We start from the raw sequence: 22,002 nt of genomic DNA, 5'->3' as shown, positions 1-22,002 counted from the left end.
ACGCGGAGCAGGCCATGTCTTCTAAAATCAGAACCACTTTCCTGCCGTCAGGCGAAGCCGTTCCGGTGCTGGGTCAAGGCACGTGGAAGATGGGTGAGGACCGCCGGCGCCGCGCCGATGAGGTCGCGGCGCTAAGGCTTGGGCTGGATCTCGGCATCACGCTTATCGATACGGCGGAAATGTATGCCGGCGGCGGCGCCGAGGAGGTGGTGGCGGAAGCCATCGCCGGGCGCCGCGACGAGACTTTTCTGGTTTCCAAGGTGCTGCCGTCCAACGCCTCGCGCGCCGGCGTCAAGCGGGCCTGCGAGAACAGTCTGAAACGGCTCGCCACCGACCGCATCGACCTCTATCTGCTGCACTGGCCGGGCAGCGTGCCGCTGTCGGAAACGATCGAAGCCTTCGAGGCCTTGAAGGCGGCCGGCAAGATCCGCCATTGGGGCGTCAGCAATTTCGATACCGACGAGATGGAGGAATTGGTCGGCCTACCCTCCGGCGCCAACGTCCAGACCAACCAAGTCCTCTACAATCTCTCTCGGCGCGGTCCGGAATTCGACCTCGCGTCCTGGAGCCTTGAGCGCGGCATCCCGCTGATGGCCTATTCGCCGGTCGAGCAGGGCGCGCTGGCGCGCAACGCCAGGCTCGATGCCGTTGCCGCCCGCCACAACGCCACCGCGGCGCAGGTCGCGCTTGCCTGGGTAATGGCGCAAAAAGGCGTCATCGCCATCCCGAAGGCCAGCCGGCAGGAACACGTCCGCCAGAATGCTGCGGCGCTCGACCTAGTCCTGACGGCGGAAGACCTTGCCGACCTTGACCGCGCCTTTCCGCCGCCGACGCGCAAGCGCGGGTTGGAGATGATCTAGGCGCGCTCGCAATGACGCTGGAAAGCCTTATTTCGCCGCCAGCCCCTTAAGCCTGTAGAGCGCCTCCAGCGCCTCGCGCGGCGTCATTTCGTCGGGGTTGATCGCCCCCAGTGCTTCGCCCAGGACATCGTTCTTCGCCGGCTTCGGCGCTTCGAGCTTCACCGCCACCGAAAACAGCGGCAGATCGTCGACCAGCCGGTTGGTCTTGCCGGAAACCTCGCCTTCCTCGAGCTGGTGCAGCACTTGCTTGGCGCGCGCCACCACCGCTTCCGGCAGTCCGGCGAGCCGAGCCACCTGCACGCCGTACGAACGGTCGGCGGCACCCTTGCCGACCTCGTGCAGGAAGACGACATCGCCTTCCCATTCCTTGACCCGCATGGTGACGTTGGAGAGCCGCGAAAGCTTGCCGGCCAGCGCCGTCATCTCGTGGAAATGCGTGGCGAAGATCGCACGGCAACGGTTCCTCTCATGCAGATATTCGACCGCCGCCCAGGCGATCGACAGACCGTCGAAGGTCGCGGTGCCGCGGCCGATCTCGTCAAGGATGACCAGTGCCCGCTCCCCGGCCTGGTTTAGGATCGCCGCGGTCTCGACCATCTCGACCATGAAGGTCGAGCGGCCGCGCGCGAGATCGTCCGAGGCGCCGACGCGCGAGAACAGCCGGTCGACGACACCGATATGGGCGCTTTCGGCCGGCACGAAGGAGCCGGTCTGGGCAAGGATGGCGATCAGCGCGTTCTGCCTCAGGAAGGTCGACTTGCCGCCCATGTTCGGGCCGGTGAGCAGCCAGATGGCGCCGGCCTTTGCCCCGTTTTCAGGCGAGAGGTCGCAGTCATTGGCGACGAACGGACCTTCGCCTGATCGCCTGAGCGCCTGTTCGACCACCGGGTGGCGGCCGCCGGCAATCTCGAAGGCGAGGCTGGAATCCACGACCGGCCGGCACCAGCCCTCGCTTTCGGACAGCAGCGCCAAGGCCGACGATACGTCGAGGACTGCAAGTGCCTCGGCCCCGGCGCGGATGCTGTCGGCCTCGCTCACCACTTCCGCCGTCAGCCGGTCGAAGGTGGCAAGCTCGATGCTCAACGCCTTATCGGCGGCATTGGCGATCTTCGATTCCAGCTCCGCCAGTTCCGTCGTTGTGAAACGCATGGCGTTGGCCATCGTCTGGCGATGGATGAAGCGCGCCTTCGCAGCGTCGCTGCCGGTCATGATCGAATGATGGTTGGCGGTCACCTCGATATAGTAGCCGAGCACATTGTTGTGCCGGATCTTCAGCGAGCGGATGCCGGTCTCTTCGATCAACGAGCGCTCCAGCCCGGCGATCACCTTTCGCGACTCATCGCGCAGCGCCCGCATCTCGTCGAGCTCGGCATTGTAGCCTGATCGCACGAAGCCGCCGTCGCGCCTGATGAGCGGCAATTCGTCGTCGAGCGCCTCGCTGAGATGGCGGGCGAGCGCCTTGGGCAAGCCATGGATCGCCGCGAGCGCCGCGGCGAGTTCGGCGGGGAGCGGCGTCGTCGCAAACAGTGCGGCGATCGCGCCCGCGGCCTCGAAGCCGGCGCTGAGCGCGCCAAGGTCGCGCGGGCCGCCGCGGTTGAGCGCCAGCCTGGAGAGCGCCCTCGGCATGTCGGCGACACTTTTCAGGTTCGTTCGCAATCCCTGGCAAAGCCGCGCTTCGGCACGAAAGAACGACACCGAATCCAGCCTAGCGGAAATCAATGCCGGGTCGGTCAGCGGCGCCATCAGCCGGTCGGCGAGCAGTCTCGCCCCGGCCCCGGTCACGGTTCGGTCGATCGCCTTGAACAGCGAGCCTTCGCGGCTGCCGGATAGCGTGCGCAGGAGTTCCAGATTGGCGCGCGTCGCCGGGTCGATGAAAAGCGTCGAGCCGTTCTCCTCGCGCTCGGGCCGCGACAGCGGCGGCCGTTCGGCCTTCTGCGTCTTCTCGACATAGGCGATGGCGCCCGAGATCGCCGACAGCTCGGCACGCGAAAAACTGCCGAAACTGTCCGGGGTCGCCACCTCGAAGAAGCGGGCGATGCGGCCCGTGGCCGACGCCGAATCGAACAGCGATGGCGGCTGCGGGTTGGCGACCCGGCCGAGCACGTCGAAGACCGGCCGCAGCTCCGCGTCATGGAACACCGGCTCGGCGACGATCAGCTCGCGCGGATCGACGCGGAAAATGTCGGCAAGCAGCCGTTCGGCCGAGGTTTCAGCCACCCGAAACGCGCCCGTCGAGATGTCGATCCAGGCAAGCGCGAAACTGCCATGGCTGGCTGCATTGCCGCCCTTCACTCGCCCCAGCGCCATCAGGAAGCTCGACTCCGAGGGTGCAAGCAGCTTGTCCTCGGTGATGGTGCCCGGCGTGACCAGCCGCACCACGTCGCGGCGCACCACCGATTTCGAGCCACGCTTCTTGGCTTCCGCCGGGTCCTCGATCTGCTCGCACACGGCAACGCGGAAGCCCTGCGCGATCAGCTTCTGCAGATAATCGTCCGCCGCATGCACCGGCACGCCGCACATCGGGATGTCGTGGCCCTGGTGCTTGCCGCGCCGCGTGAGCACGATGCCGAGCGCCTGGCTCGCCTTTTCGGCGTCGTCGAAGAACAGCTCGTAGAAATCGCCCATGCGGTAGAACAGAAGTGAATCCGGGTTCGCCGCCTTGATCTCGATATACTGCTCCATCATCGGCGTGACGCCGCCCATGGTGGGCGCCGGCGTCGTCGTTTCCTGGGCGTCGGTATCGGTCGGCATGTGCATGTTCATGCCCGAACGCTAGCAGATGTGGCAGGGCGGTTTAATGCCGGAGGCTCGAAAAGCAGGGGAAAGCGCGAGCCATGCTGCCAACTCGCCGTCAATCGGTCCGCCGCATTGCCGGCCTTCTGCGTTGAAGCAGCTTCGCCCGGCTTGTCGGTTTACAGTCGCCGCGTGTAGCCTTAATCGGTGGGAACTATAAGCAAGCAGCCGTCCCAAGCGGTGCCGCACAGGCGAGGAAATCAAAAGCATCATGGCCAGGAAAACCGAAAGCAGCGGACCCTCCGTCAGCGCGCAGGAGGCGCTCGAATTCCACGCCATGGGTCGGCCGGGCAAGCTGGAGATCGTCGCCACCAAGCCGATGGCGACGCAACGCGATCTGAGCCTCGCCTACTCGCCGGGCGTCGCCGTTCCTGTGCGCGCAATCGCGGAGGATCCAAGCCGCGCCTTCGACTACACGACGCGCGGCAACATGGTCGCCGTCATCTCCAACGGCACCGCAATCCTCGGTCTTGGCAATCTCGGCGCCCTGGCCTCGAAGCCGGTCATGGAAGGCAAGTCGGTGCTGTTCAAGCGCTTCGCCGATGTCGATTCGATCGACCTCGAAGTGGCGACCGAGGACGCCGACGAATTCATCAACTGCGTGCGCTTCCTCGGACCTTCCTTCGGCGGCATCAATCTCGAGGACATCAAGGCGCCGGAATGCTTCATCATCGAGCAGCGGCTCCGCGAGCTGATGGACATCCCCGTCTTCCACGACGACCAGCACGGCACCGCCATCATCTCGGCCGCCGGGCTGATCAACGCGCTGGAGATCACCGGCCGAGACATGAAGACCACGAAAATGGTCTGCAACGGCGCGGGCGCAGCGGGCATCGCCTGTATCGAATTGATGAAGGCGATGGGCTTTTCGCCGGAGAATATCATCCTGTGCGACACCAAGGGCGTGGTCTTCCAGGGCCGCACCGAAGGCATGAACCAGTGGAAGTCGGCGCATGCGGTCAAGACCGAGGCGCGCTCGCTCGCCGAGGCGCTGGACGGCTGCGACGTCTTTCTCGGGCTCTCCGCCAAGGGCGCGCTGACCCCCGCCATGGTGCAGTCGATGGCCAAGAACCCGATCATCTTCGCCATGGCCAATCCGGATCCGGAGATCACGCCCGAGGAAGTGGGCGAGATTCGCACCGACGCCATCATGGCCACCGGCCGCTCGGATTACCCGAACCAGGTCAACAATGTGCTGGGTTTCCCTTACATCTTCCGCGGCGCGCTGGATGTCAGGGCGACCACCATCAATGACGAGATGAAGATCGCCGCCGCACGCGCCCTGGCCGAGCTGGCGCGCCAGGACGTGCCCGACGACGTCGCCGCCGCCTATCAGGGCAACCGGCCGAAATTCGGCCCCAACTACATCATCCCGGTGCCGTTCGATCCGCGCCTGATCTCGGCGATCCCGCTTGCCGTGGCCAAGGCTGCGATGGAGTCCGGCGTCGCCCGCAAGCCGATCCTCGATCTCGACCGCTATGCGCATGAGCTCTCCGCCCGCCGCGATCCGATCGCCTCGACCTTGCAGCGCATCTATGACCGCGTCCGCCGCCAGCCAAAGCGCATCGTCTTCGCCGAAGGGGAGGAGGAGCAGGTGATGCGCGCCGCCGTCTCCTATGTGAACCAGAGGCTGGGCACGGCGATCCTGCTCGGCCGCGACGACGTCATCAAGGAGAATGCCCGCAACGCCGGCATCGAACTCAACAAGCAAGGCCTCGAGATCATCAATGCCAGGCTGTCGCGCCGCAATGGGATCTACACCGACTATCTCTACGAACGTATGCAGCGCAAAGGCTACCTGTTCCGCGACTGTCAGCGCCTGATCAACAACGACCGCAACCATTTCGCCGCCTGCATGGTGGCGCTGGGCGACGCCGACGGCATCGTTACCGGCGTGACCCGCAACTATTCCACCGCGCTCGACGACGTGCGCCGCGTCATCGACGCCAAGCCAGGCCACCGCGTGATCGGCGTCTCGATCGTGCTGGCAAGGGGCCGCACCGTGCTGGTTGCCGACACCGCGGTGCACGACATGCCGAATGCCGAGCAGATCGCCGATATCGCCGAGGAGGCGGCCGGCTTTGCCCGCCGCATGGGCTACGAGCCGAGGATTGCGATGCTCGCCTACTCCACTTTCGGTCATCCGCAGGGCGAGCGCTCCGAGCGCGTGCAGGAAGCGGTGCGCATCCTCGATAAGCGCCGCGTCGACTTCGAATATGACGGCGAGATGGCCGCCGACGTGGCGCTGAACCCGCGCGCCATGGCGCAGTACCCGTTCATCAGGCTGACCGGTTCGGCCAATGTGCTGGTGATGCCCGCCTTCCACTCGGCCTCGATCTCGACCAAGATGCTGCAGGAACTCGGCGGCTCGACCGTCATCGGCCCGCTGCTGGTCGGTTTGAACAAGCCGGTGCAGATCGTCTCGCTCAACGCCAAGGACTCAGACATCGTCAACATGGCCGCGATCGCCGCCTATACGGCGGGGAATTGACAGGCGGCCGCCGCGCCCCGCCCTTTGCCGAACTCAAAAGCAAAAGGCCCGTGGCGATGCGGCGGGCCTTTCTTGTTTGGGTCGCAGGTTTCGATCAGAAATTGCGCTGGAAGCGGACGATGCCGCCGACGCTGTCCTTCTTGTCGGCCTTGGTCCAGTTGCCGAACGGGGTGCCGTCGTCGAAGTGGCCGAAGTGGTTCCAGTCGACTTCGGTCGTGATCGTGTAGCCCGGCACGATGGTGTAGGCGACGTTCGCCGCAAGAGCGTAGTTCTTGTCGTCGTCGGCCGAAGCCTGGAGATTGAATGCCGTCTTGTCGTTGAACTTGTAGGTGCCGCCGCCCCAGACGGCCCAGTTGCCGCCCCACGGCTTGTAGAAGCCGCGACCGCTGGCATCGATGGCATTGCCGGCATTGTCATTGAGGTTGTCGTCGGTGCCGTAGCCGGCCATGACGAACAGCGACAGTTCCTTGCTCACATTGACGTCGAGGCGAACCTTGCCGGCCACTTCCTCATAGTTGCTGTCATAGGCGACGACGCCGGTGACCGCACCCCAGTCGCCCTTGTACTTCAAGCCGCCGACGACGTGAGGAACGTAGCTGTCGATCGTGCCGGTCACGCCGAAGCCCTCTTCGAGCGAGATGACGCCCGAGAAGCCGCCGTCCACATCGAAGTAGTAGCTGACGACGTTGGTGTCCTTGACGCCGTACGGAATGATCGTGTCCTGGATGACATTGCCCGCGTAACCGATGAACTGGTCATAAGGCGTTTCGTCCTTACCGACGCGCAGGCCGCCGAGCTGGATCCAGGCGAAATGCAGGTCGGGCGCCTTGTTGGCAGCGGGGTTGGTGTCAACCTCACCGTTGGAGGTGACCAGGTTCTTGTCACCGAAGTTGAAGCGCGTTTCGGTGTAGGTCTTCAACGTGCCGAGCTCGGTTTCCTGGCCGGTCCAGGTCTTCAACGTGAAGCGAAGGTTCTTGTAGAAGGTGTTCTGGACGTCGCCGTCCCGAACGTCGATGCTCTTGGCGCCGTCGAACGTCCCGATATCGCCGATGCCGGCATCATAGCGGATATAGCCGCCGATGCGCAGGCAGGTCTCGGTGCCGGGGATATAGAAGTAACCCGCGCCGTAGACGTCGCAGATCTTGACGTATTCGGCCGGTTCCGGCTCGGCGACGGTGACCGCGTCGGCGGCGCGGGTGCCCGAAACTGCGACCAAGGCCGCAGCGGAGCCGAGTAGAAGGCTCTTGATGTTCATTTTCTTGAATCTCCAGTCAAAGGTTCAAGACAGGTTTGCGTATGACCCCACAGGCTCCGCTGCCCCTGTCCCCATCGTTGAAAAAGTCGCGCACCGGCGCCGCTTCTTCGCCCTCGACATGGCCTAACTGGCTGTCGTTAACAGCAGAGATTGTGTCTGAAAAACGCCTTTTGGACACTTATGGAAGTCTTGTTGCGCAAATATCTCGTCACATATTTGAAAGAATGGCACATATTGCACAATATATACGTTAGAGACGATATTTTTGACTTTAAAATGTCCCATATGTGCCATTTATTACGGTTTTATGACAAATGTATAACCGCCTAATGACTCTTGAAGCGGCGCACAAAAACGTGGACCAGCATCCGTGAAAATGGGGGATCAGGACAGGTTGCGCGCGACGCGAACCACATCCTCGATCATGTCCTCGCGCAGCATTTCGATGGGGGTGCGGCCATCGAGCTCGGGGGAAGGCCGGGTCAGCCAGAACCAAGCCAGCCTCGGATTGGTGATGGCTGCCAACACCTCGCCTATACCCGGGGCCGGCCTGCCGTCGACGAACTGGGCGAGCGGGAAGACGTGTTTGCGGCCGCCCTTGCGCAGCGCGACAACCTCGCCCCGCCTTTGCCAGCGATGCAGCGTCGAGCGCGGGATGTGGAATCTTTCCTCCAGGTAGGTCGACCCCGCAACTTCGCCGGCCCAGTCTTCGATGAGCATCGACTGGAGATCGGAGGCTCGCTCGGCCAAGGGCGGGGAGGCGGGCCTAGCAGGCCGGATCGTCGGGCATTCGTCCATGGTGTCGGCGTCTGCCGGGTCGGCGCGCGCGATTCTTTCCGCCATCGCACGGAAAAACGCTGAGGTCAGCCCGGTCCAGCTGCCCTTGAAGGAGGTGATTGCAAGCCGCTGCGCCTGTGGCAGGAAGGGAAGGGCGGCGGCAACGCTGCCGGCAATCGCGCTGGCGGAGGCCAGGGCTTCCGCGTCCAGCAAAACGCCGTGCTGCATCAAAGCTTGTCGCACAACCTCGGCCACAAGGCCGGCCAAGGCGTCTTGCGAAATTCCTTCAGGCGGATTCTGAAATCTGGTCATGCATCTGTCTTGCGCGCCGCGCTCCTCTCAAGCTGGGGCCGGTCGTTGAACGGCTACAGCGGAAAGCGGCAATCGCAATGGTGACGGACGCAGCGACCGTGAAGGTTGCTGTCTTGCATTTTTTTGACACCCCAACTGCTGCGGGCGCCCGAAATGTCAGTCGCGGAACGCCCAATGTGCCTCTAGGAGCGATCTATGACAGCGGCGCGACAGCCGGGTTCATTTGGCGCCCGACCGGGATGACGCAGCGGAACTAAAGCAGGCCCGCCTGTTCCGCTTCGCGGCGCAGATCCTGGCGCGGTCGCGGGCCGATCTGCTGGATCACCAGCCCGGCCGCCAGTGAGCCGAGGTCGCCGCAGTCCTGGAGGCTGCGTCCGGTCGTGTATCCATAGAGGAAACCGGCGGCGTAGAGGTCGCCCGCGCCGGTCGTGTCGACCAGTTCCTTGATCGTGGTCGCATAAATAGTGACGGTCTCGTCGCCCCGCACGATCACCGAGCCCTTTTCCGAGCGAGTAACGGCGGCGATCTTGCAATCCTTGCGTATCGCCGCCAGCGCGTCCTCGAAGGAAGCGGTCTGGTAGAGCGACTTGATCTCGTGGCTGTTGGCGAAGACGATGTCGACCGTGCCGGAGCGCATCAGATCGAGGAACTCGTCGCGGTAGCGGTCGACGCAGAAAGAATCCGACAGCGTCATCGACACTTCGCGCCCCGCCGCATGCGCCAGCCTCGCGGTCTGCCGGATCGCTTCCTTGGCGCGCGGCGGATCCCACAGATAACCCTCGAAATAGGTGACCTTGGCGCCGGCCGCCTTGTCGGCCTCGACGTCCTCCGGCCCCAGCTCGACGCAGGCGCCGAGATAGGTGTTCATTGAGCGCTCGCCGTCCGGCGTGACGAAGATCATCGAGCGAGCCGTCGGCGGCTCGCCCTGCAGTGGCCTGGTGTCGAAGGCCACGCCCTGGGCGCGGATATCATGGCTGTAGATGTCGCCGAGCGCATCGTTCGACACCTTGCCGAAAAAGGCGGCGCGGCCGCCGAAGCTCGCCACGCCCGCCGCCGTGTTGCCGGCGCTGCCGCCCGAAGCTTCGATCGCCGGTCCCATGCGGCTGTAGAGGAGCTCGGCGCGCCTGGTGTCGATGAGGTTCATCGCGCCCTTGATGATGCCGTTGGTTTCCAAAAAGGCCTCGTCGCATTGCGCGATGATGTCGACAATGGCATTGCCGATGCAAAGCACGTCATATTCCGGCATCAATGTCTCCGCCAACGACTGTCCGGCTTTCTGCCACGCCGACCGCGCGCGGGTCTAGCGGCTCGCAGCCGCTTTGCCTACCCCGAAAATCGGCACCGGTTTCCGCTTCGCCGACTTTCGGGTCGGTTGCTGCGGCAGCCGTCGCGCCGAACTGGACCATATCGTTAGAGGCGACGGCGGCTATGGTTGGGGCGTCATCGAAACATCCACGCCGCGATGTGAGCTAGAGCGACCGTCGAACCAGGCTGAAGGCGCGAAACCACCATGTCCGATAAGATCGAGATGACGACCGAGCTGGCGCTGCTTGGCCTGCTGGCGGCGCTGTGGGGTGCCTCCTATACCTTCATCAAGATCGGCGTCGAGACGATCCCGCCGGTGACCTTCATCGCCGGGCGCACGCTGATCGCCGGCGGCATTCTGCTTGGCCTCATCCGCTGGCGCGGCCTTGTCATGCCGCCGGGCGTGGTCATGTGGCGCCGCTTCATGCTCCAGGCCTGCCTCAACAGCGTCATCCCGTTCACGCTGATCGCCGCCGCCGAACGTTCCATCGACGCCGGCCTTGCCACGATCCTCAACGCGACGTCGCCGATCTTCACCTTCCTGCTGACGGCGCTGATCACCCGCCACGAGCCGGTGACATTGCGCAAGTTGGTCGGCGTCGGCGCCGGCATCGCCGGCATTTGCCTCATCGTCGGCACTGAGGCGCTGGGGGGCATCGGCCATCAGCTCTGGGCGCACATTGCGGTCGTCGCCGCCACCGTCTGCTATGCCGGCGCCGCCATTTTCGGCCGCAATTTCACAGGGCTCGACCCGATGGTGCCGGCCGCCGGCTCGATGATCTGCGGCGCCGTGATCCTGATTCCCTTGAGCCTCGTCTTCGACCGGCCCTGGACGTTGGCGCCGTCGACGGCGTCGATTCTGGCGCTCTTCGGGCTTTCGGTCTTCTCCACCGCGCTCGCCTTTTCGATCTTCTTCCGGCTCATCCACACGCTGGGCTCGGTCGGCACCACCTCGCAGGCCTATCTGCGCGTGCCGATCGGCGTCGGCATCGGCGCCGTCTTTCTGGGCGAAAGCCTCGGGCCGAGCGCCTGGTTCGGCATGGGCTTCGTCGTCGTTGGCGTCGCGGCCATGACCATCCCGGCAAGACTGGCCAGGCTTGCGCAATAATGCATGTCGCCCAAAAGTGCATGGCGGTTTTGGGAGGACGACATGCATCGAGACAAACCTAAGGCGCGTCCACGCGACGCGCTTTAGTTGCGCCGCTTAGCAAGCCGGCCTATCTCGGGAACGACGTTCCTCTGTAAGGGCTTGGACCTGCCGTGATCCTCGACGCCGCCCGCGCCGCCGCCAGCCGGCTGTTCTCACCTGAATTCCGCTCCGTCTTTCTGAAGACGCTGGGCCTGACGCTGCTCGCCTTGGTGGCGCTTTGGTTCGGCATCGAGAGCCTGCTCGAATGGCTGGCATGGCCGTGGCTGCAGACATTTGTACCCGGCCTGCCGTCCTGGGCAGGATGGCTGAGCGGCATCATCGCCGGCATCCTGTTGGCAATGGGCATGGCGCTGCTCGTGGCACCCGTGACGGCGATCGTCGCAGGGTTGTTCCTCGACGATATCGCCGAGGTGGTCGAGCGCACCGACTATCCCGGCGATCTGCCCGGCCGCGCCGTGCCGGTGCTGCAGTCGATGGCGCTGGCGATAAAATTCTTTGGCGTCGTGATCCTCGGCAACATCGTCGCCCTGCTGCTGCTCCTGGTGCCGGGCATCAACCTCGCCGCCTTCTTCATCGTCAACGGCTATCTGCTGGGCCGCGAATTCTTCGAGTTCGCCGCCATGCGCTTCCGCCCCGAGGCCGAAGCCAAGGCGCTGCGCCGGAAGTATGCGGGCACGGTATTCCTGGCCGGACTGCTGATCGCGGTCTTCCTTGCCGTGCCGCTGCTCAACCTTTTGACCCCGCTCTTTGCCGCCGCCATGATGGTGCATCTGCACAAGGCGGTTTCGGCGCGGGACCCGGTCCAGCGCAATTTCAGGAAAAGCGCGTAGCGGTTTTTCGTCCGGAAATGCGCAACAAGGGGATAGAGCGGTTCGGTGTTTCCGTGAAACGCTGAACGCTCTAATCCTGCTCGGTACCGCCCCCGCGGAACAGCGCCTGCAGCTTGCCGAACGGCATCGCCGAACGGGTGAAGCCGAAGGTGCCGTCCTGCTGGATTTCCCGCGCAGCGGTTTCCAGCATGCCAAAGGCGAAATTCGTCAGCCATGGCCCGAGCGAGACGCGTTTTACGCCGGCCGCAGCAAGATCGGCCACGGTGAAGCCGGGTCGCGCCATGACATTGACCGGCTTGCTGACCGCGGAGCAGACCGTCCGCACCGCGTCGATGTCGCTCAGGCCCGGCGCATAAAGCACGTCGGCGCCGGCTTTCTCGAAAGCCTGCAGACGCTTGATCGTGTCGTCGAGATCGGTCTTGCCCCAAAGGAAATTCTCGGCCCGCGCGGTGAAGACGAAATCGTGCTTCAAGGCGCGCGCCGCCTCGGCGGCCGCGGCGACGCGTTCGACTGCATGCGAGAACTCGTAGATTGGATACTCTAGATCGCCCGTATGGTCCTCGATCGAGCAGCCGGCAAGGCCCGCGGCTTCCGCCGCGAAGATGGTTTCTGCGGCCTGCTCGGCGCCGTCGCCCTTGCCGCGCTCGAGATCGGCCGAAACCGGCAGGTCGGTTGCCGCCGTCACTTCGCGGCAATGGTGGATCATGGCCTCGAATGTCACCGCGCCGTCGGGCAGGCCGCGCGAGAAGGCGAAGCCGGCGCTGGTCGTGGCCAGCGCCTTGAAGCCGAAGGAAGCCAGAAGCTTGGTCGTGCCGACATCCCAGGGATTGGGCATGACGAAGGTCGAGGCGTGCAGATCGCGAAAAATCTTGCCCTTGTCCATGGCGGGTCCTCAATCATGGGTCGTGCGGGGAATTTATCGCGGTCGCCCCGCTCGGGCAAACGAATGCGCTCGGCTCAGAAGCGTTTCTCGTTCTCTGCTGACAACCGTTTGAGGGCGTCTGAACTCGCCACGTAGCGCGACGCTTTCTTATCCCAATGATAGATGACTGAAATGTCTTTCGAGGACGCCTCGGGCGCCGCATCGTCGCAGCTTTCGCCGCTTGGTATCGTGGCATCGGTCACCGTCACCTTGACGGCTGCATGCGGCCGGCCACCGGCAATGGCCTTAAAAGCGATGTCCTGCTTGCGGCTATAGGTGCATAGCCTTTCATCGAACGTGTAGATCATGTCGATCAGTTCGAACTTGTCGTTGCGCACCATGATCAGCGGCGTGATCACATAGCCCTGGCTGGAATTGAAATGCGTGCTCATGGTGGTGAGGATATCGTCACCGGCGCCGACCGACAGTTTGTTCGGTTCGCGAAAATAGGTGCTGCGATCGACGGCGACATTGACCGCGTCGAGCAGCGCCGGCTTGCCGCCGGTCAGATCGTAGAGCGCCAGCACCGCATAGCCCTCGGCGCTGTCGGGAGAGTCGCCGAGATCGAACAGCATGGTCAGCCGGTCCTTGCCGCCGGCCTTGATGGCAAGCACCGCAGCATTGGGCAGGCTTGACGTTTCAGGCGGCGAGCCACCGCTGTCCGGACCGGCGACGTGACGCATTTCGATCGGCAAGCCGCCGTGGTAGAAGCCGTCGGCGTTCAACGCCAGATCGGGGATGACCATCCTGGCGAGGTCGAGATAGGTGACGTCCTTGTGGCCCGGGATGGCGCTGGCAAAGTCCGGAAAGCTGACATTCTCCGCGCTCGCCGGGCCCCAAAGCCATGACAGAAGCACAAGAGCGAGGGCGAGGCGAAGCAGGGTGGATTCCATGGGTGGGAGCCGCCGGCTGTTTGACGGCTGCACGCTAGCACGGAAGATTTCGCCGAACAGCCCGGAGCAATTCCAGGAAGAATGTGAAACAGTTTTCCGTCCGGAATTGCGTAAAAACAAATAGCTGGAGCGGGTCGGCAATTCGACGAAAGCGGAACCGCTCCAGTGTCCGATCAAAGGATCGGCACCAGTCCTGCGAGGTCGCGCATGTCGTCGAACAGGACGCCGCCGGCTTCCGCCAGCCCGTCGCGGTCCGAGAATGGATCGGCGTGATAGGAAAACACGCGCATGCCGGCGGCAATGCCGGCCTGGGTGCCGGCGACGCTGTCCTCGATGACGATGCAGTCGGCCGGCGCGAAGCCTATCGTCTTTGCCGCATGCAGGAAAAGGTGCGGGAACGGCTTGCCGCGCCCGACCATGGTCGAGGAAAACATGGCGTGCTCGAACAGCGGCAACAAGCCGGTCTGCCCGAGCGTGATATGCATCTTCGAAACCCGCGCCGACGAGGCGACGCAATAGGCAATACCGGCGGCGCGCACCTTTTCGATGAAATCGCGCACGTGAGGGATCGCCTCGACGCCATGCGCGAACAGATCCGGCAGGCCGGCGTTCCAGCGTTCGACGAAGTCGGCGCCGAGCCGGGCCTCGGTCGCCTCTTCGATCTCTTTCTGCACCGAGGCCATGCTGCGGCCCGAGAAGGTCTTGCGGCAATATTCGAATGTGGTTTGAAAGCCCGCTTCACAAAGCCAGTCGGCGAGGCGCCGATTGGCAAGGTTCTCGGTGTCGACCAGAACCCCGTCGCAATCGAAGATGACCAGTTTTGGGACTTGCATCTAGGCGGTGCCGGTCGATCCGAAACCGCCGGCGCCGCGCGCCGTGCCGCCGGCGAGCGCCCGTTCTTCGCCGGCCACCTGCGTGACTGCCGCAAACACGATCTGCGCGATCCGCATGCCGCGCGTCACCGCGAAGTCCTCATCGCCAAGATTGACGAGCAGCACTTTCACCTCGCCGCGGTAATCGCTGTCGATGGTGCCGGGCGTGTTGAGCACGGTCAGCCCATGTTTGAAGGCGAGGCCGGAGCGCGGCCGCACCTGGCCTTCCATGCCTTCCGGGATTTCCACGATCAGCCCGGTCGGCACCAGCGCGCGTTTTCCGGGCAGGATAAGCAGCGGCCGGTCTTCCGGCACCGCGGCTCGCAGATCCATCCCGGCCGCGCCCGCGCTTTCATAGGTCGGCAGCGGCAAGCCCTCGCCATGCGGAAGCCTGACGAAACCGACGGTGGGGCCGATGACGGAGGAAGGATAGACAGCCGTGCGCATGAGCCCATTCCTATCGGCGCGGCTGCCGATTCGGTCAACCCGGCCGCGACGCTATCAACGCCTTTCTTTCAATGCGGTTCCGCGTCAGCGCAACTCCACCGGAACGACGGTCGTCTCCTTGATCTCCTCCATGACGAAGGAAGCGGAGACGTCCGAGAGCGGCACCTTGGCGATCAGCCGCTGATAGAGCCTGTCATAGGCTTTCACGTCGGCGACGCGGGCTCTCAGCACATAGTCGAGGTCGCCCGACATCCGGTAGACGCCGGTGATCTCGGCAAAGCCCGTCACCGCCGCCCGGAACTTTTGCAGCCAGTCCGGGTCATGGTTCGACGTCCGGATCAGGATGAACACCGAAAGCCCGAGTCCAAGCTTGTCGGCATCGACCAGCGCCACGCGCCCGGTAATGACGCCCTCCTCCTCCAGCCGCTTCACGCGCCGCCAGCAGGCGTTGCGGGACAAGGCCACGCGCTCCGACAACTGGTCGACGGAAAGCGTGCCGTCGCGCTGCAGCTCGGCCAGCAATCTCCGATCGGTTTCGTCGATATCAAACGCCATTCTTGGGATGAATGTCCCAAAATAGGGCTACACACAAGGACAATTTGGGATCGATGAACCTTCGTCTCGTGGCAGGATACTCAATATCGGGGCTCATCCCAGCAGGAGGGACCACCATGACGACGCGGTTTTCGGCGCTCTTTACGTCTCACCCGGCCAAGGTTGGCGAAACCTATTTCGGCCACATGGCCTTCGCCGCCTGGTTCTGCTCCCGCCTGTCGATGGCCGCGGGCGCCGCCCTCGTTCACGCTTTCTTGCCATTTCTGTTCGAGACTACCGCCAGCCGAATCGTCCGTGAGCTCTATGAGCGCACGAATAACAGAGGCTCACACGCGGTGAAGGAGCCTCAGGCTCTGATGGATCGCGCCTGATAAATGGTGGAATGCGATGTGCCGGTGGGCGGCCTATCTCGGTGAAGCGGTCTTCCTCGAAGACATCGTCACCGCGCCCTGCCACTCGCTGATTGCCCAGAGCCACTGCGCCCAGGAGGCCAAGTCGCCGACCAATGGCGACGGTTTTGGCCTCGCCTGGTATGGCGACCGTCCCGAGCCCGGCCTTTACCGCGACATACTGCCGGCCTGGTCGGACCCCAATCTGAAAAGCCTCTGCCGGCAGATCAAATCAGGCCTGTTCCTCGCTCATGTGCGCGCCTCCACCGGCGGCGCGACCAGCCGCATGAACTGCCATCCCTTCGTCTCCAGCCGCTGGTCGTTCATGCATAACGGCCAGATCGGCGGCTTCGAGAAGATCCGCCGCGCGCTTGAGAATTCGCTGTCGGATGCTGTCTTCGACCAGCGCGAAGGGACGACTGATTCCGAACTCTTCTTCCTGCTGATGCTCGACGAAGGCCTGTCCGCCGACCCGCAAGGCGCGGTAGCCCGCGCCACCAGCCGCGTTCTCGAGGCTTCGCGCCACGCCGGTCTCGAACCCTCCCTGAAGCTGACAGCGGCATTTTCCGATGGCGAGGCGCTCTACGCAGTGCGCTACGCCACCGACGGCCAGGCGCCAACGCTCTATACCGGCGCATTCGCGAGCCGCGCCGGCCGCTGCATCGTCTCCGAACCGTTCGACCGCGACGGCGGCGAATGGCAGGCGATCCCGCCGTCGAGCTTCGTCACCATGACAAGGGACGGCACCAGCATTCGGCCGTTCGCGCCGACCGTTGCTAAGTTCGCGTTGGCCGTCTAGCTCCAAACCTAGCCAAGGTCGCGGGACAGCGCCGCCATGACAACAGCTCGGCGCAATTTCGATCAAGCACCGCTATCCTAACAATGCTGAGTTCGGCTTGAAGCCGCGCTCTCATCCGCCATGTTCAAGGCGCAGCGCGGCAAGCAGCCGGAGTGCAGCACAATGGACATCGGATTTTCCTCGACTACCGAACTCGCGGCAGCAATTGCCCGGCGGAGAATCTCGGCCGTGGAGGCGCTCGATGCGCATCTGGCGCAGATCGACCGACATAACGAAGCACTGAACGCCGTCATCCTCCTCGACCGGGAACGTGCGCCTCAGCGTGCCCGAGAAGCCGATGCGGCACTGGCCCGCAGCGCCGCGCTCGGCCCGCTGCACGGCGTGCCGTTCACGCTGAAGGATGCGCACGAGACCGCTGGCATGAAGACGACGGTCGGCTTCCCGCCATTTGCCGACTACGTTCCCAAGCAGGACAGCCCTGTGGTTGCCAGGCTAAAGAGAGCGGGCGGCGTGCTGGTCGGCAAAACCAATGTCGCCACCATGCTGGGCGACTGGCAGTCTGACAATCCGCTGTTCGGCCGCACCTGCAACCCTTGGGATCCGTCGCGCACAGCGGGCGGCTCCAGCGGCGGCGCCGCCGCTGCGGTTGCTGCGGGCATGACGCCCTTCGAGGTCGGCACCGACATGCAGAGTTCCATCCGCTTGCCCGCCGCCTTTTGCGGCGTCCACGGCCTGAAGCCGACCGAGCATCGCGTCTCGCTGGCCGGCGCTTTTCCCGATCCGGGCGGCATTCCGCGCAGCGTCCGCTTGATGTCCTGTGTCGGGCCGATTGCTCGCAATCTGGAGGACCTGGCGCTGATTTACCGGATCATTGCCGGTCCGGACGGCGGCGATACCGATCTGGCGCCGGTGCCGGTTGATGCGATACCGACGCTCGAGCTGAAATCGCTGCGCATCGCCTTCGCCGGCACCTTCCGCAGCTTTCCGGTGGCCGCCGAGATCGGCGCCGCGGTCGAGAGATTGGCTGCTAGGCTGGCTTCCGCCGGCGCGCACGTCGAGGAAGCCAAACTGCCGAAGCTCGACCTGCATGATGATCTCGCCGAGGGCGGCAAGTTGATCGGCATGATGCTGGAGGCAGCGCAACCGGAACCGCCGGAACAGCCTGCGCCGGTGTCGCGCTGGTTCGCGGCGCTCGCTCGCCGCGACCGGTCGATCCTTGCCTGGGAGCGGTTCTTCGGAAGCTGCGATGCCTTGCTTTGCCCGGTCGCCATGACAACGGCCTTTCCGCACTGCAAGCCAGGCAGCGCGCTCAAGGTCGACGGCAAGGACGAGAGCTATTGGATGCTGCCGGCCTATGGCGCGGTCTTCAATTATTCCGGCCATCCGGCGCTGGCGATACCAGGCGGGCAGGACAGCAACGGGTTGCCCATCGGCCTGCAACTGGTCGGCAAGCGCTGGTCGGAGGCGAGACTGCTCGGCGTCGCTGCGGCGATCGCGCCGCTGACCGACGGGTTTCGCCGGCCGCCGGGCTACTGAGCGAAGCGCGACAGCGCATAAGGCGCGAGCAATGGATCGCGCTCGCCATCGACGATTTCGCAGGCCGCAAACAGGCCGATGGCGGGTGCCAGCGTGATGCCGGAATGGGTGACGGCGACATAGAGGCCGCCTACGCCGTCGGCGCGGCTGACAATTGGGAAACCATCGGTTGGAGTGGGACGATAGCCGACCGTATGGAAATCGTACTCCAGCCCGTCGGCGCCGCGCAGCATCGCTTTCACCGCTTCGAAAAGCTCAAGCGCGGTTGCCTCCGGGTTCTCGCCCGGATCGCCGCCGCCAAAATCCGAGCCGGCGATGATCCGGCCCTCGGCCGTCTGCCGCATATGCAGCCTCTCGGCCAGCACCAGGCCGTTGAGGAGTTTCCTGTAGGGTCGCGAATGCACGATCAGACCGGGCGGCGTCTTGATCGGCAACTGGACGCCTGCCGTCGCGGCGATCGCCGGGGCGCCGGCGCCGGCGGCGATCACCACCTCGTCGGCGGCGATGGTTTCACCCGCAACGACGACGCCGCTCAGCCTGCCGCCCGATAGAGTCAGTCTATCGACAGTCCCGGTAATAAGCCGCGCGCCGAGCCGTTCGGCGTCCGCCAGCAGCGCCTTTGCGGTCGCCACCGGCTCGGCCACGCCTTCCTCGGCGACATGAAGCGCAAAATCGGGAAGCTCGGTCAGGTTGGGCTCGATCCGAGCCGCCTGCTCGCGGCCGACCCGCTCGATGCCGTAGCCCCAGGACGCATGCTCGGCCGCATAGGCTTTGAGCTTGTCCGCCGGCAGGTCCCAGCACAGGCCGCCGCACCAGGCAAGCGGCAGGCCCGGCAGATCATTCGCCAAGCGTTTCCATTCGGCCATGGCCCGGATGCGCAGCCGGAAATAGGTCTCCGGATTGCCCCAGCTTGCGTTGATCCAGGCGAAGGAGTTGGGCGTCGCGACGCCGCCGGCGCCGCTTGTCGAGACGACCGTCACCCGCGCTCCGGCCTTCGCCAGATGCCAGGCGATCGATGCGCCGAGGATGCCGGCGCCGATGACGATGACTTGTTTTGCGCTGCTCATGTCATGACCTTCAGAGGAGATTTCCCCGTCATGCCATCGCGCCGGCCAGACCTCAAGCGAGAAGCGGCTAAGCGCCGCCCACCGCTATCTTCTGCGTCCCGACAAGCAGGCCCTTCAGCTCTTCGCAGCGCCGCGTGAGCCGTGAAGAGTCGACCTTCTTCGCTAACGCCAACGCTGTGCCGAGTTCCAGCTCCGCGCCGGAACGATCGCCGAGCTGAATGAGCAGCGCCGCGAGCGCAAGCCTCGCATCGGCGACATTGACCGGCGAGCCGACCTCGCTCCAGCGCGAGCATGCGGTCTGCAGCTCCCGAACAGCCTCGGTGAGGCGGCCTTCCCGTATGAAAAGTTCAGCCTTGGCCTCGGCGGTCAGCGCCCGGATGGAGGCCATCGGCCAGCGCTGCGGCTGGCTCTCCAGCTCGGTGATAACTTCTTTTGCGCGCTCGAGACGATTGGTGCGCGCCGCCACCTTGGCGAGAGTGGCAAGGACCATGCCTCGCCGCTGCAGCGTCGGCCAGCCGTTTCCGACCAGGGAGCGCTCGAGAGCGCTGAAGGCGGCCTCGGCCTGGCCTTGCTCCAGCTGCAGCAGCGCCAGGCCGGGCTGCGGATCCCAGCCGGCGGCATGGGACGCCCGATAGGCTGTTTCCGCCTCGGTGAGATCTCCGGCAGCCAGATGAATGTCACCCAAGACACGCAGCGCATCGCCCGTCGCCCAGGGGGCGTCGACGGCGAGCTGGTCGAGCGCGGCACGTACCAGCGCCTCAGCCTCCTTCAGCGTGCCGTGAACGCCGAGCACTTCGGCGCGATGCAGCCGGCAGGAGCCCGACAGATCCTCAAGCCCATGTCCCCTGCACCAGTCCTCATAGCCGAGGGTCCATTGGTTGGCCCTCGCCCAGTCGCCAAAATTCCGGCAGGCCCAAAGTATGTTGCAGTAGAGAATGCCGCCGACGACCGGGTCCACGTCGCTGGAGAGGCCGAGCGCGGCGGCGAAATCCTGGTCCTCCTGGCCGGATTTGGTCTCACCGAGGCAGAGCTTGAAAAAGCCGCGATAGATCAGCCCGAGCGACTCCACGACCGGATCTTCGAGATCCCTGCCAACCGCGAAAGCCTGTTCGGCAAGCGCAAGCGCCTGCTCCGGCTCGGCTTCCGCGCCCATGATGCGCGCTCCCATCCAGCACCACAGGCCGTGCTCCCTGCTGTCGGTTGCGCCATCGATCAGCTGCGCCGCCCGCTTGTGCCAGCCCTTGGCGACGGCAAGTTCCCCTCTCTCCAGATGAACCCTGGCCAAGCCGATTGCCGGGGACGCCGCTCGCAAGCGCTCGCCGGCCACGCCGTAGGCAGTCACCGCGCGCGCCAGAAGCGGGATGGCTTCAGCCGGGCGCCCCATGCACTCCAGCGCAAGTGCCCATTCCTCGAGATCGGCCGTCAGCAGCTCGCCAGCGGCATCCGCTTCGGTGAAGCAGGCCGCGGCCTCGTGCCATTTTCTAACAGCAACAGCTTCGCGTGCCGACAGAACCGGTGAACCGGGGCTCGAAAGCTTGCCGCCCGCGCCGGCCGGCCCGTTCGCCGAAATGGGCGGCTGGTCGAGGCAAATGCGGTAGCCGAAGCGGGGCAGGTTGCGCAGCGCCGTTTCCATGCCGCCCTGGCGAAGAACGCCGCGGGCAAGGCTTGCCACGCGCTGCAACGAAGCTTCCGTCACCGTCACGCCCGGCCATAGCGTTTCAAGCAATTCGTCTTTGCTCATGGCCCGGTCCCGGTGCCGCAGTAGGATGGCGACGAAATCGAAGACCAGGGGCTGCACCTCGATCTCGCTTCCGGCGAGACGGAGGGCGCGAGCGTCCTCGTTAAGCTCGAAGTCGCCGAAGCAATAAGTTCCCATCGGCAGCAATCCTGTAACGGCAGTAGGCAAAGGATCGGAAGAAGATAAGGACGGCGTAAGGACTGTCGGCCGCCTCTTGCGCAATTCTCCGTCTGCCCGGCGAGCCATGCTGCAGTTTAGCTCAGCGGCCCCGGGAATGTCACCGGCATCGAATCTGGTCGAGCGTCCGGAGGCATTTGAACCCAAGATCAAGGAGATTTCGAAATGCAGAAATACATCATCGAACGTGAAATTCCCAAGGTCGGCACATTCGAGCGCGAGCAGCTTCGCGACGCCTCCAAGGCCTCGAACGCCGTTCTCGCCGAGCTCGGCCCGGACATTCAGTGGGTCGAATCCTTCGTCGCGGACGACAAGACCTTTTGCGTCTACCTCGCCAAGGACGAGGCCATCATTCAGCGCCACGCCAAGATGAGCGGCTTCCCGGCCACCAAGATCACGCAGGTGAAGCGCCTGTTCGATCCGACGACGGCATACGCCGCCGCCTGACGGAGGGATCGATCGTGAAGTGCCTTGCAGGCGAGCTGCGAGCACGATCGATCCTGATCTTCTGTCGGCCAAACCTTCGGGAGGGCCAGTCTGGGCCCTCCCGATTTCATCATTCAAACAGAGGAGGATAAACCATGACCATCCTTGGACAGGAGCTTGCGGCCAACCACTCCGCGCTCGGACGGTTCCTCGTTGCGATCTTCGTAATCTGCCGTTCCGGCGGAGGCGTGCTTGCGCGCATCCTGCGAAATCGCAGGGGTCGGGCCACGCTGGACGAATTGCCGGACTATCTGCTGCGCGACATCGGCATCGAACGGGCGGAGATACGTTTAGCTACCCGGTTGGGCCGCCAGGACCGTCATCGCGAGCGAACCTGAACGGCCTAAG

The 22,002-nt window shown here is 64.5% G+C and carries 20 protein-coding genes; 9 read left to right on the top strand and 11 right to left on the bottom strand.

Going from position 1 to position 22,002, the window contains the following annotated elements:
* The first annotated feature begins 14 nt into the window (after positions 1-14).
* Positions 15-860: an aldo/keto reductase gene (locus tag CK218_RS14000; protein ID WP_095828092.1), complete on the top strand. Its 846-nt coding sequence runs from the start codon at positions 15-17 to the stop codon at positions 858-860.
* 27 nt (positions 861-887) lie between these two features.
* On the opposite strand, the gene mutS is transcribed toward CK218_RS14000, so the two are convergent.
* On the bottom strand, positions 888-3,623 hold the full coding sequence (gene mutS / locus CK218_RS13995) for a DNA mismatch repair protein MutS (protein ID WP_095828091.1): 2,736 nt from the start codon (positions 3,621-3,623) through the stop codon (positions 888-890).
* 241 nt (positions 3,624-3,864) lie between these two features.
* Between mutS and CK218_RS13990 the strand changes: the two genes are divergently transcribed.
* Positions 3,865-6,144, top strand: coding sequence for an NADP-dependent malic enzyme (locus CK218_RS13990; protein ID WP_095780196.1), 2,280 nt, complete (start codon positions 3,865-3,867; stop codon positions 6,142-6,144).
* A 94-nt stretch (positions 6,145-6,238) separates the two neighbouring features.
* Here CK218_RS13990 and CK218_RS13985 read toward each other — a convergent pair whose 3' ends face one another.
* The 3 genes from CK218_RS13985 to CK218_RS13975 form a co-directional block, all read right to left on the bottom strand.
* On the bottom strand, positions 6,239-7,399 hold the full coding sequence (locus CK218_RS13985; RefSeq protein WP_095828090.1) for a porin: 1,161 nt from the start codon (positions 7,397-7,399) through the stop codon (positions 6,239-6,241).
* Positions 7,400-7,783: 384 nt separating this feature from the next.
* On the bottom strand, positions 7,784-8,404 hold the full coding sequence (locus CK218_RS13980; protein WP_348628725.1) for an antitoxin Xre/MbcA/ParS toxin-binding domain-containing protein: 621 nt from the start codon (positions 8,402-8,404) through the stop codon (positions 7,784-7,786).
* Positions 8,405-8,741: 337 nt separating this feature from the next.
* Positions 8,742-9,734 carry an adenosine kinase gene (locus CK218_RS13975; protein ID WP_095828088.1) on the bottom strand — a complete coding sequence of 331 codons (993 nt, stop codon included), beginning with the start codon at positions 9,732-9,734 and terminating at the stop codon, positions 8,742-8,744.
* 264 nt (positions 9,735-9,998) lie between these two features.
* Here CK218_RS13975 and CK218_RS13970 point away from each other — a divergent pair, with 264 nt between their 5' ends.
* Positions 9,999-10,901 (top strand): EamA family transporter, encoded by a 903-nt coding sequence (locus tag CK218_RS13970; protein WP_095828087.1) that lies wholly within the window; start codon positions 9,999-10,001, stop codon positions 10,899-10,901.
* A 152-nt stretch (positions 10,902-11,053) separates the two neighbouring features.
* Positions 11,054-11,773, top strand: a complete 720-nt coding sequence (locus tag CK218_RS13965; protein ID WP_067003553.1) for a sulfate transporter family protein — start codon at positions 11,054-11,056, stop codon at positions 11,771-11,773.
* A gap of 70 nt (positions 11,774-11,843) precedes the next feature.
* Here CK218_RS13965 and CK218_RS13960 read toward each other — a convergent pair whose 3' ends face one another.
* The 5 genes from CK218_RS13960 to CK218_RS13940 all read right to left on the bottom strand — a co-directional run bounded on the left by CK218_RS13960 (position 11,844) and on the right by CK218_RS13940 (position 15,462).
* Positions 11,844-12,656, bottom strand: a complete 813-nt coding sequence (locus CK218_RS13960) for an oxaloacetate decarboxylase (protein WP_095828086.1) — start codon at positions 12,654-12,656, stop codon at positions 11,844-11,846.
* Positions 12,657-12,730: 74 nt separating this feature from the next.
* On the bottom strand, positions 12,731-13,588 hold the full coding sequence (locus CK218_RS13955; protein WP_095828085.1) for a hypothetical protein: 858 nt from the start codon (positions 13,586-13,588) through the stop codon (positions 12,731-12,733).
* Positions 13,589-13,761: 173 nt separating this feature from the next.
* On the bottom strand, positions 13,762-14,421 hold the full coding sequence (locus CK218_RS13950; RefSeq protein WP_095828084.1) for an HAD family phosphatase: 660 nt from the start codon (positions 14,419-14,421) through the stop codon (positions 13,762-13,764).
* A complete protein-coding gene (gene dut, locus CK218_RS13945; protein ID WP_095828083.1) occupies positions 14,422-14,907 on the bottom strand; it encodes a dUTP diphosphatase in 486 nt (161 codons plus the stop codon).
* An 84-nt stretch (positions 14,908-14,991) separates the two neighbouring features.
* Positions 14,992-15,462: an Lrp/AsnC family transcriptional regulator gene (locus CK218_RS13940; RefSeq protein ID WP_095780205.1), complete on the bottom strand. Its 471-nt coding sequence runs from the start codon at positions 15,460-15,462 to the stop codon at positions 14,992-14,994.
* A gap of 116 nt (positions 15,463-15,578) precedes the next feature.
* Here CK218_RS13940 and CK218_RS13935 point away from each other — a divergent pair, with 116 nt between their 5' ends.
* The 3 genes from CK218_RS13935 (at position 15,579) to CK218_RS13925 (ending at position 18,186) form a co-directional block, all read left to right on the top strand.
* Positions 15,579-15,833 (top strand): DUF6356 family protein, encoded by a 255-nt coding sequence (locus tag CK218_RS13935; protein WP_067003741.1) that lies wholly within the window; start codon positions 15,579-15,581, stop codon positions 15,831-15,833.
* A 16-nt stretch (positions 15,834-15,849) separates the two neighbouring features.
* Complete coding sequence (locus CK218_RS13930) at positions 15,850-16,650, top strand: class II glutamine amidotransferase (protein ID WP_095828082.1); 801 nt, start codon at positions 15,850-15,852, stop codon at positions 16,648-16,650.
* A gap of 162 nt (positions 16,651-16,812) precedes the next feature.
* Positions 16,813-18,186, top strand: a complete 1,374-nt coding sequence (locus tag CK218_RS13925; protein WP_095828214.1) for an amidase — start codon at positions 16,813-16,815, stop codon at positions 18,184-18,186.
* Here CK218_RS13925 and CK218_RS13920 read toward each other — a convergent pair.
* Together CK218_RS13920 and CK218_RS13915 are read right to left on the bottom strand one after the other, a co-directional pair.
* On the bottom strand, positions 18,180-19,253 hold the full coding sequence (locus CK218_RS13920; protein WP_067003566.1) for an FAD-binding oxidoreductase: 1,074 nt from the start codon (positions 19,251-19,253) through the stop codon (positions 18,180-18,182). The genes CK218_RS13925 and CK218_RS13920 overlap by 7 nt on opposite strands.
* A 67-nt stretch (positions 19,254-19,320) precedes the next feature.
* Positions 19,321-21,129, bottom strand: a complete 1,809-nt coding sequence (locus CK218_RS13915; protein WP_179294503.1) for a winged helix-turn-helix domain-containing protein — start codon at positions 21,127-21,129, stop codon at positions 19,321-19,323.
* Positions 21,130-21,333: 204 nt separating this feature from the next.
* On the opposite strand from CK218_RS13915, the gene CK218_RS13910 reads away from it, so the two are divergent.
* Positions 21,334-21,615 (top strand): DUF4242 domain-containing protein, encoded by a 282-nt coding sequence (locus tag CK218_RS13910; protein ID WP_067003570.1) that lies wholly within the window; start codon positions 21,334-21,336, stop codon positions 21,613-21,615.
* Positions 21,616-21,749: 134 nt separating this feature from the next.
* Complete coding sequence (locus CK218_RS13905; RefSeq protein WP_095782325.1) at positions 21,750-21,992, top strand: DUF1127 domain-containing protein; 243 nt, start codon at positions 21,750-21,752, stop codon at positions 21,990-21,992.
* Positions 21,993-22,002 lie beyond the last annotated feature (10 nt).

It is taken from the genome of Mesorhizobium sp. WSM3879 (assembly GCF_002294915.1).
In the GTDB taxonomy this organism is placed as follows: Bacteria; Pseudomonadota; Alphaproteobacteria; order Rhizobiales; family Rhizobiaceae; genus Mesorhizobium.
The sequence above is the reverse complement of the archived record's forward strand: the minus strand, read 5'-3'. Positions and strand labels throughout refer to the sequence as shown.

Bases quoted from the DNA above. Each gene is read 5' to 3' on its own strand.
- dut (WP_095828083.1), bottom strand. From the start codon at position 14,907: ATGCGCACGGCTGTCTATCCTTCCTCCGTCATCGGCCCCACCGTCGGT.
- mutS (WP_095828091.1), bottom strand. From the start codon at position 3,623: ATGAACATGCACATGCCGACCGATACCGACGCCCAGGAAACGACGACG.
- CK218_RS13955 (WP_095828085.1), bottom strand. From the start codon at position 13,588: ATGGAATCCACCCTGCTTCGCCTCGCCCTCGCTCTTGTGCTTCTGTCA.
- CK218_RS13975 (WP_095828088.1), bottom strand. From the start codon at position 9,734: ATGCCGGAATATGACGTGCTTTGCATCGGCAATGCCATTGTCGACATC.
- CK218_RS13940 (WP_095780205.1), bottom strand. From the start codon at position 15,462: ATGGCGTTTGATATCGACGAAACCGATCGGAGATTGCTGGCCGAGCTG.
- CK218_RS13905 (WP_095782325.1), top strand. From the start codon at position 21,750: ATGACCATCCTTGGACAGGAGCTTGCGGCCAACCACTCCGCGCTCGGA.
- CK218_RS13960 (WP_095828086.1), bottom strand. From the start codon at position 12,656: ATGGACAAGGGCAAGATTTTTCGCGATCTGCACGCCTCGACCTTCGTC.
- CK218_RS13925 (WP_095828214.1), top strand. From the start codon at position 16,813: ATGGACATCGGATTTTCCTCGACTACCGAACTCGCGGCAGCAATTGCC.
- CK218_RS13950 (WP_095828084.1), bottom strand. From the start codon at position 14,421: ATGCAAGTCCCAAAACTGGTCATCTTCGATTGCGACGGGGTTCTGGTC.
- CK218_RS13985 (WP_095828090.1), bottom strand. From the start codon at position 7,399: ATGAACATCAAGAGCCTTCTACTCGGCTCCGCTGCGGCCTTGGTCGCA.
- CK218_RS13990 (WP_095780196.1), top strand. From the start codon at position 3,865: ATGGCCAGGAAAACCGAAAGCAGCGGACCCTCCGTCAGCGCGCAGGAG.
- CK218_RS13920 (WP_067003566.1), bottom strand. From the start codon at position 19,253: ATGAGCAGCGCAAAACAAGTCATCGTCATCGGCGCCGGCATCCTCGGC.
- CK218_RS13980 (WP_348628725.1), bottom strand. From the start codon at position 8,404: ATGCAGCACGGCGTTTTGCTGGACGCGGAAGCCCTGGCCTCCGCCAGC.
- CK218_RS13910 (WP_067003570.1), top strand. From the start codon at position 21,334: ATGCAGAAATACATCATCGAACGTGAAATTCCCAAGGTCGGCACATTC.
- CK218_RS13915 (WP_179294503.1), bottom strand. From the start codon at position 21,129: ATGGGAACTTATTGCTTCGGCGACTTCGAGCTTAACGAGGACGCTCGC.
- CK218_RS13930 (WP_095828082.1), top strand. From the start codon at position 15,850: ATGTGCCGGTGGGCGGCCTATCTCGGTGAAGCGGTCTTCCTCGAAGAC.
- CK218_RS14000 (WP_095828092.1), top strand. From the start codon at position 15: ATGTCTTCTAAAATCAGAACCACTTTCCTGCCGTCAGGCGAAGCCGTT.
- CK218_RS13970 (WP_095828087.1), top strand. From the start codon at position 9,999: ATGTCCGATAAGATCGAGATGACGACCGAGCTGGCGCTGCTTGGCCTG.
- CK218_RS13935 (WP_067003741.1), top strand. From the start codon at position 15,579: ATGACGACGCGGTTTTCGGCGCTCTTTACGTCTCACCCGGCCAAGGTT.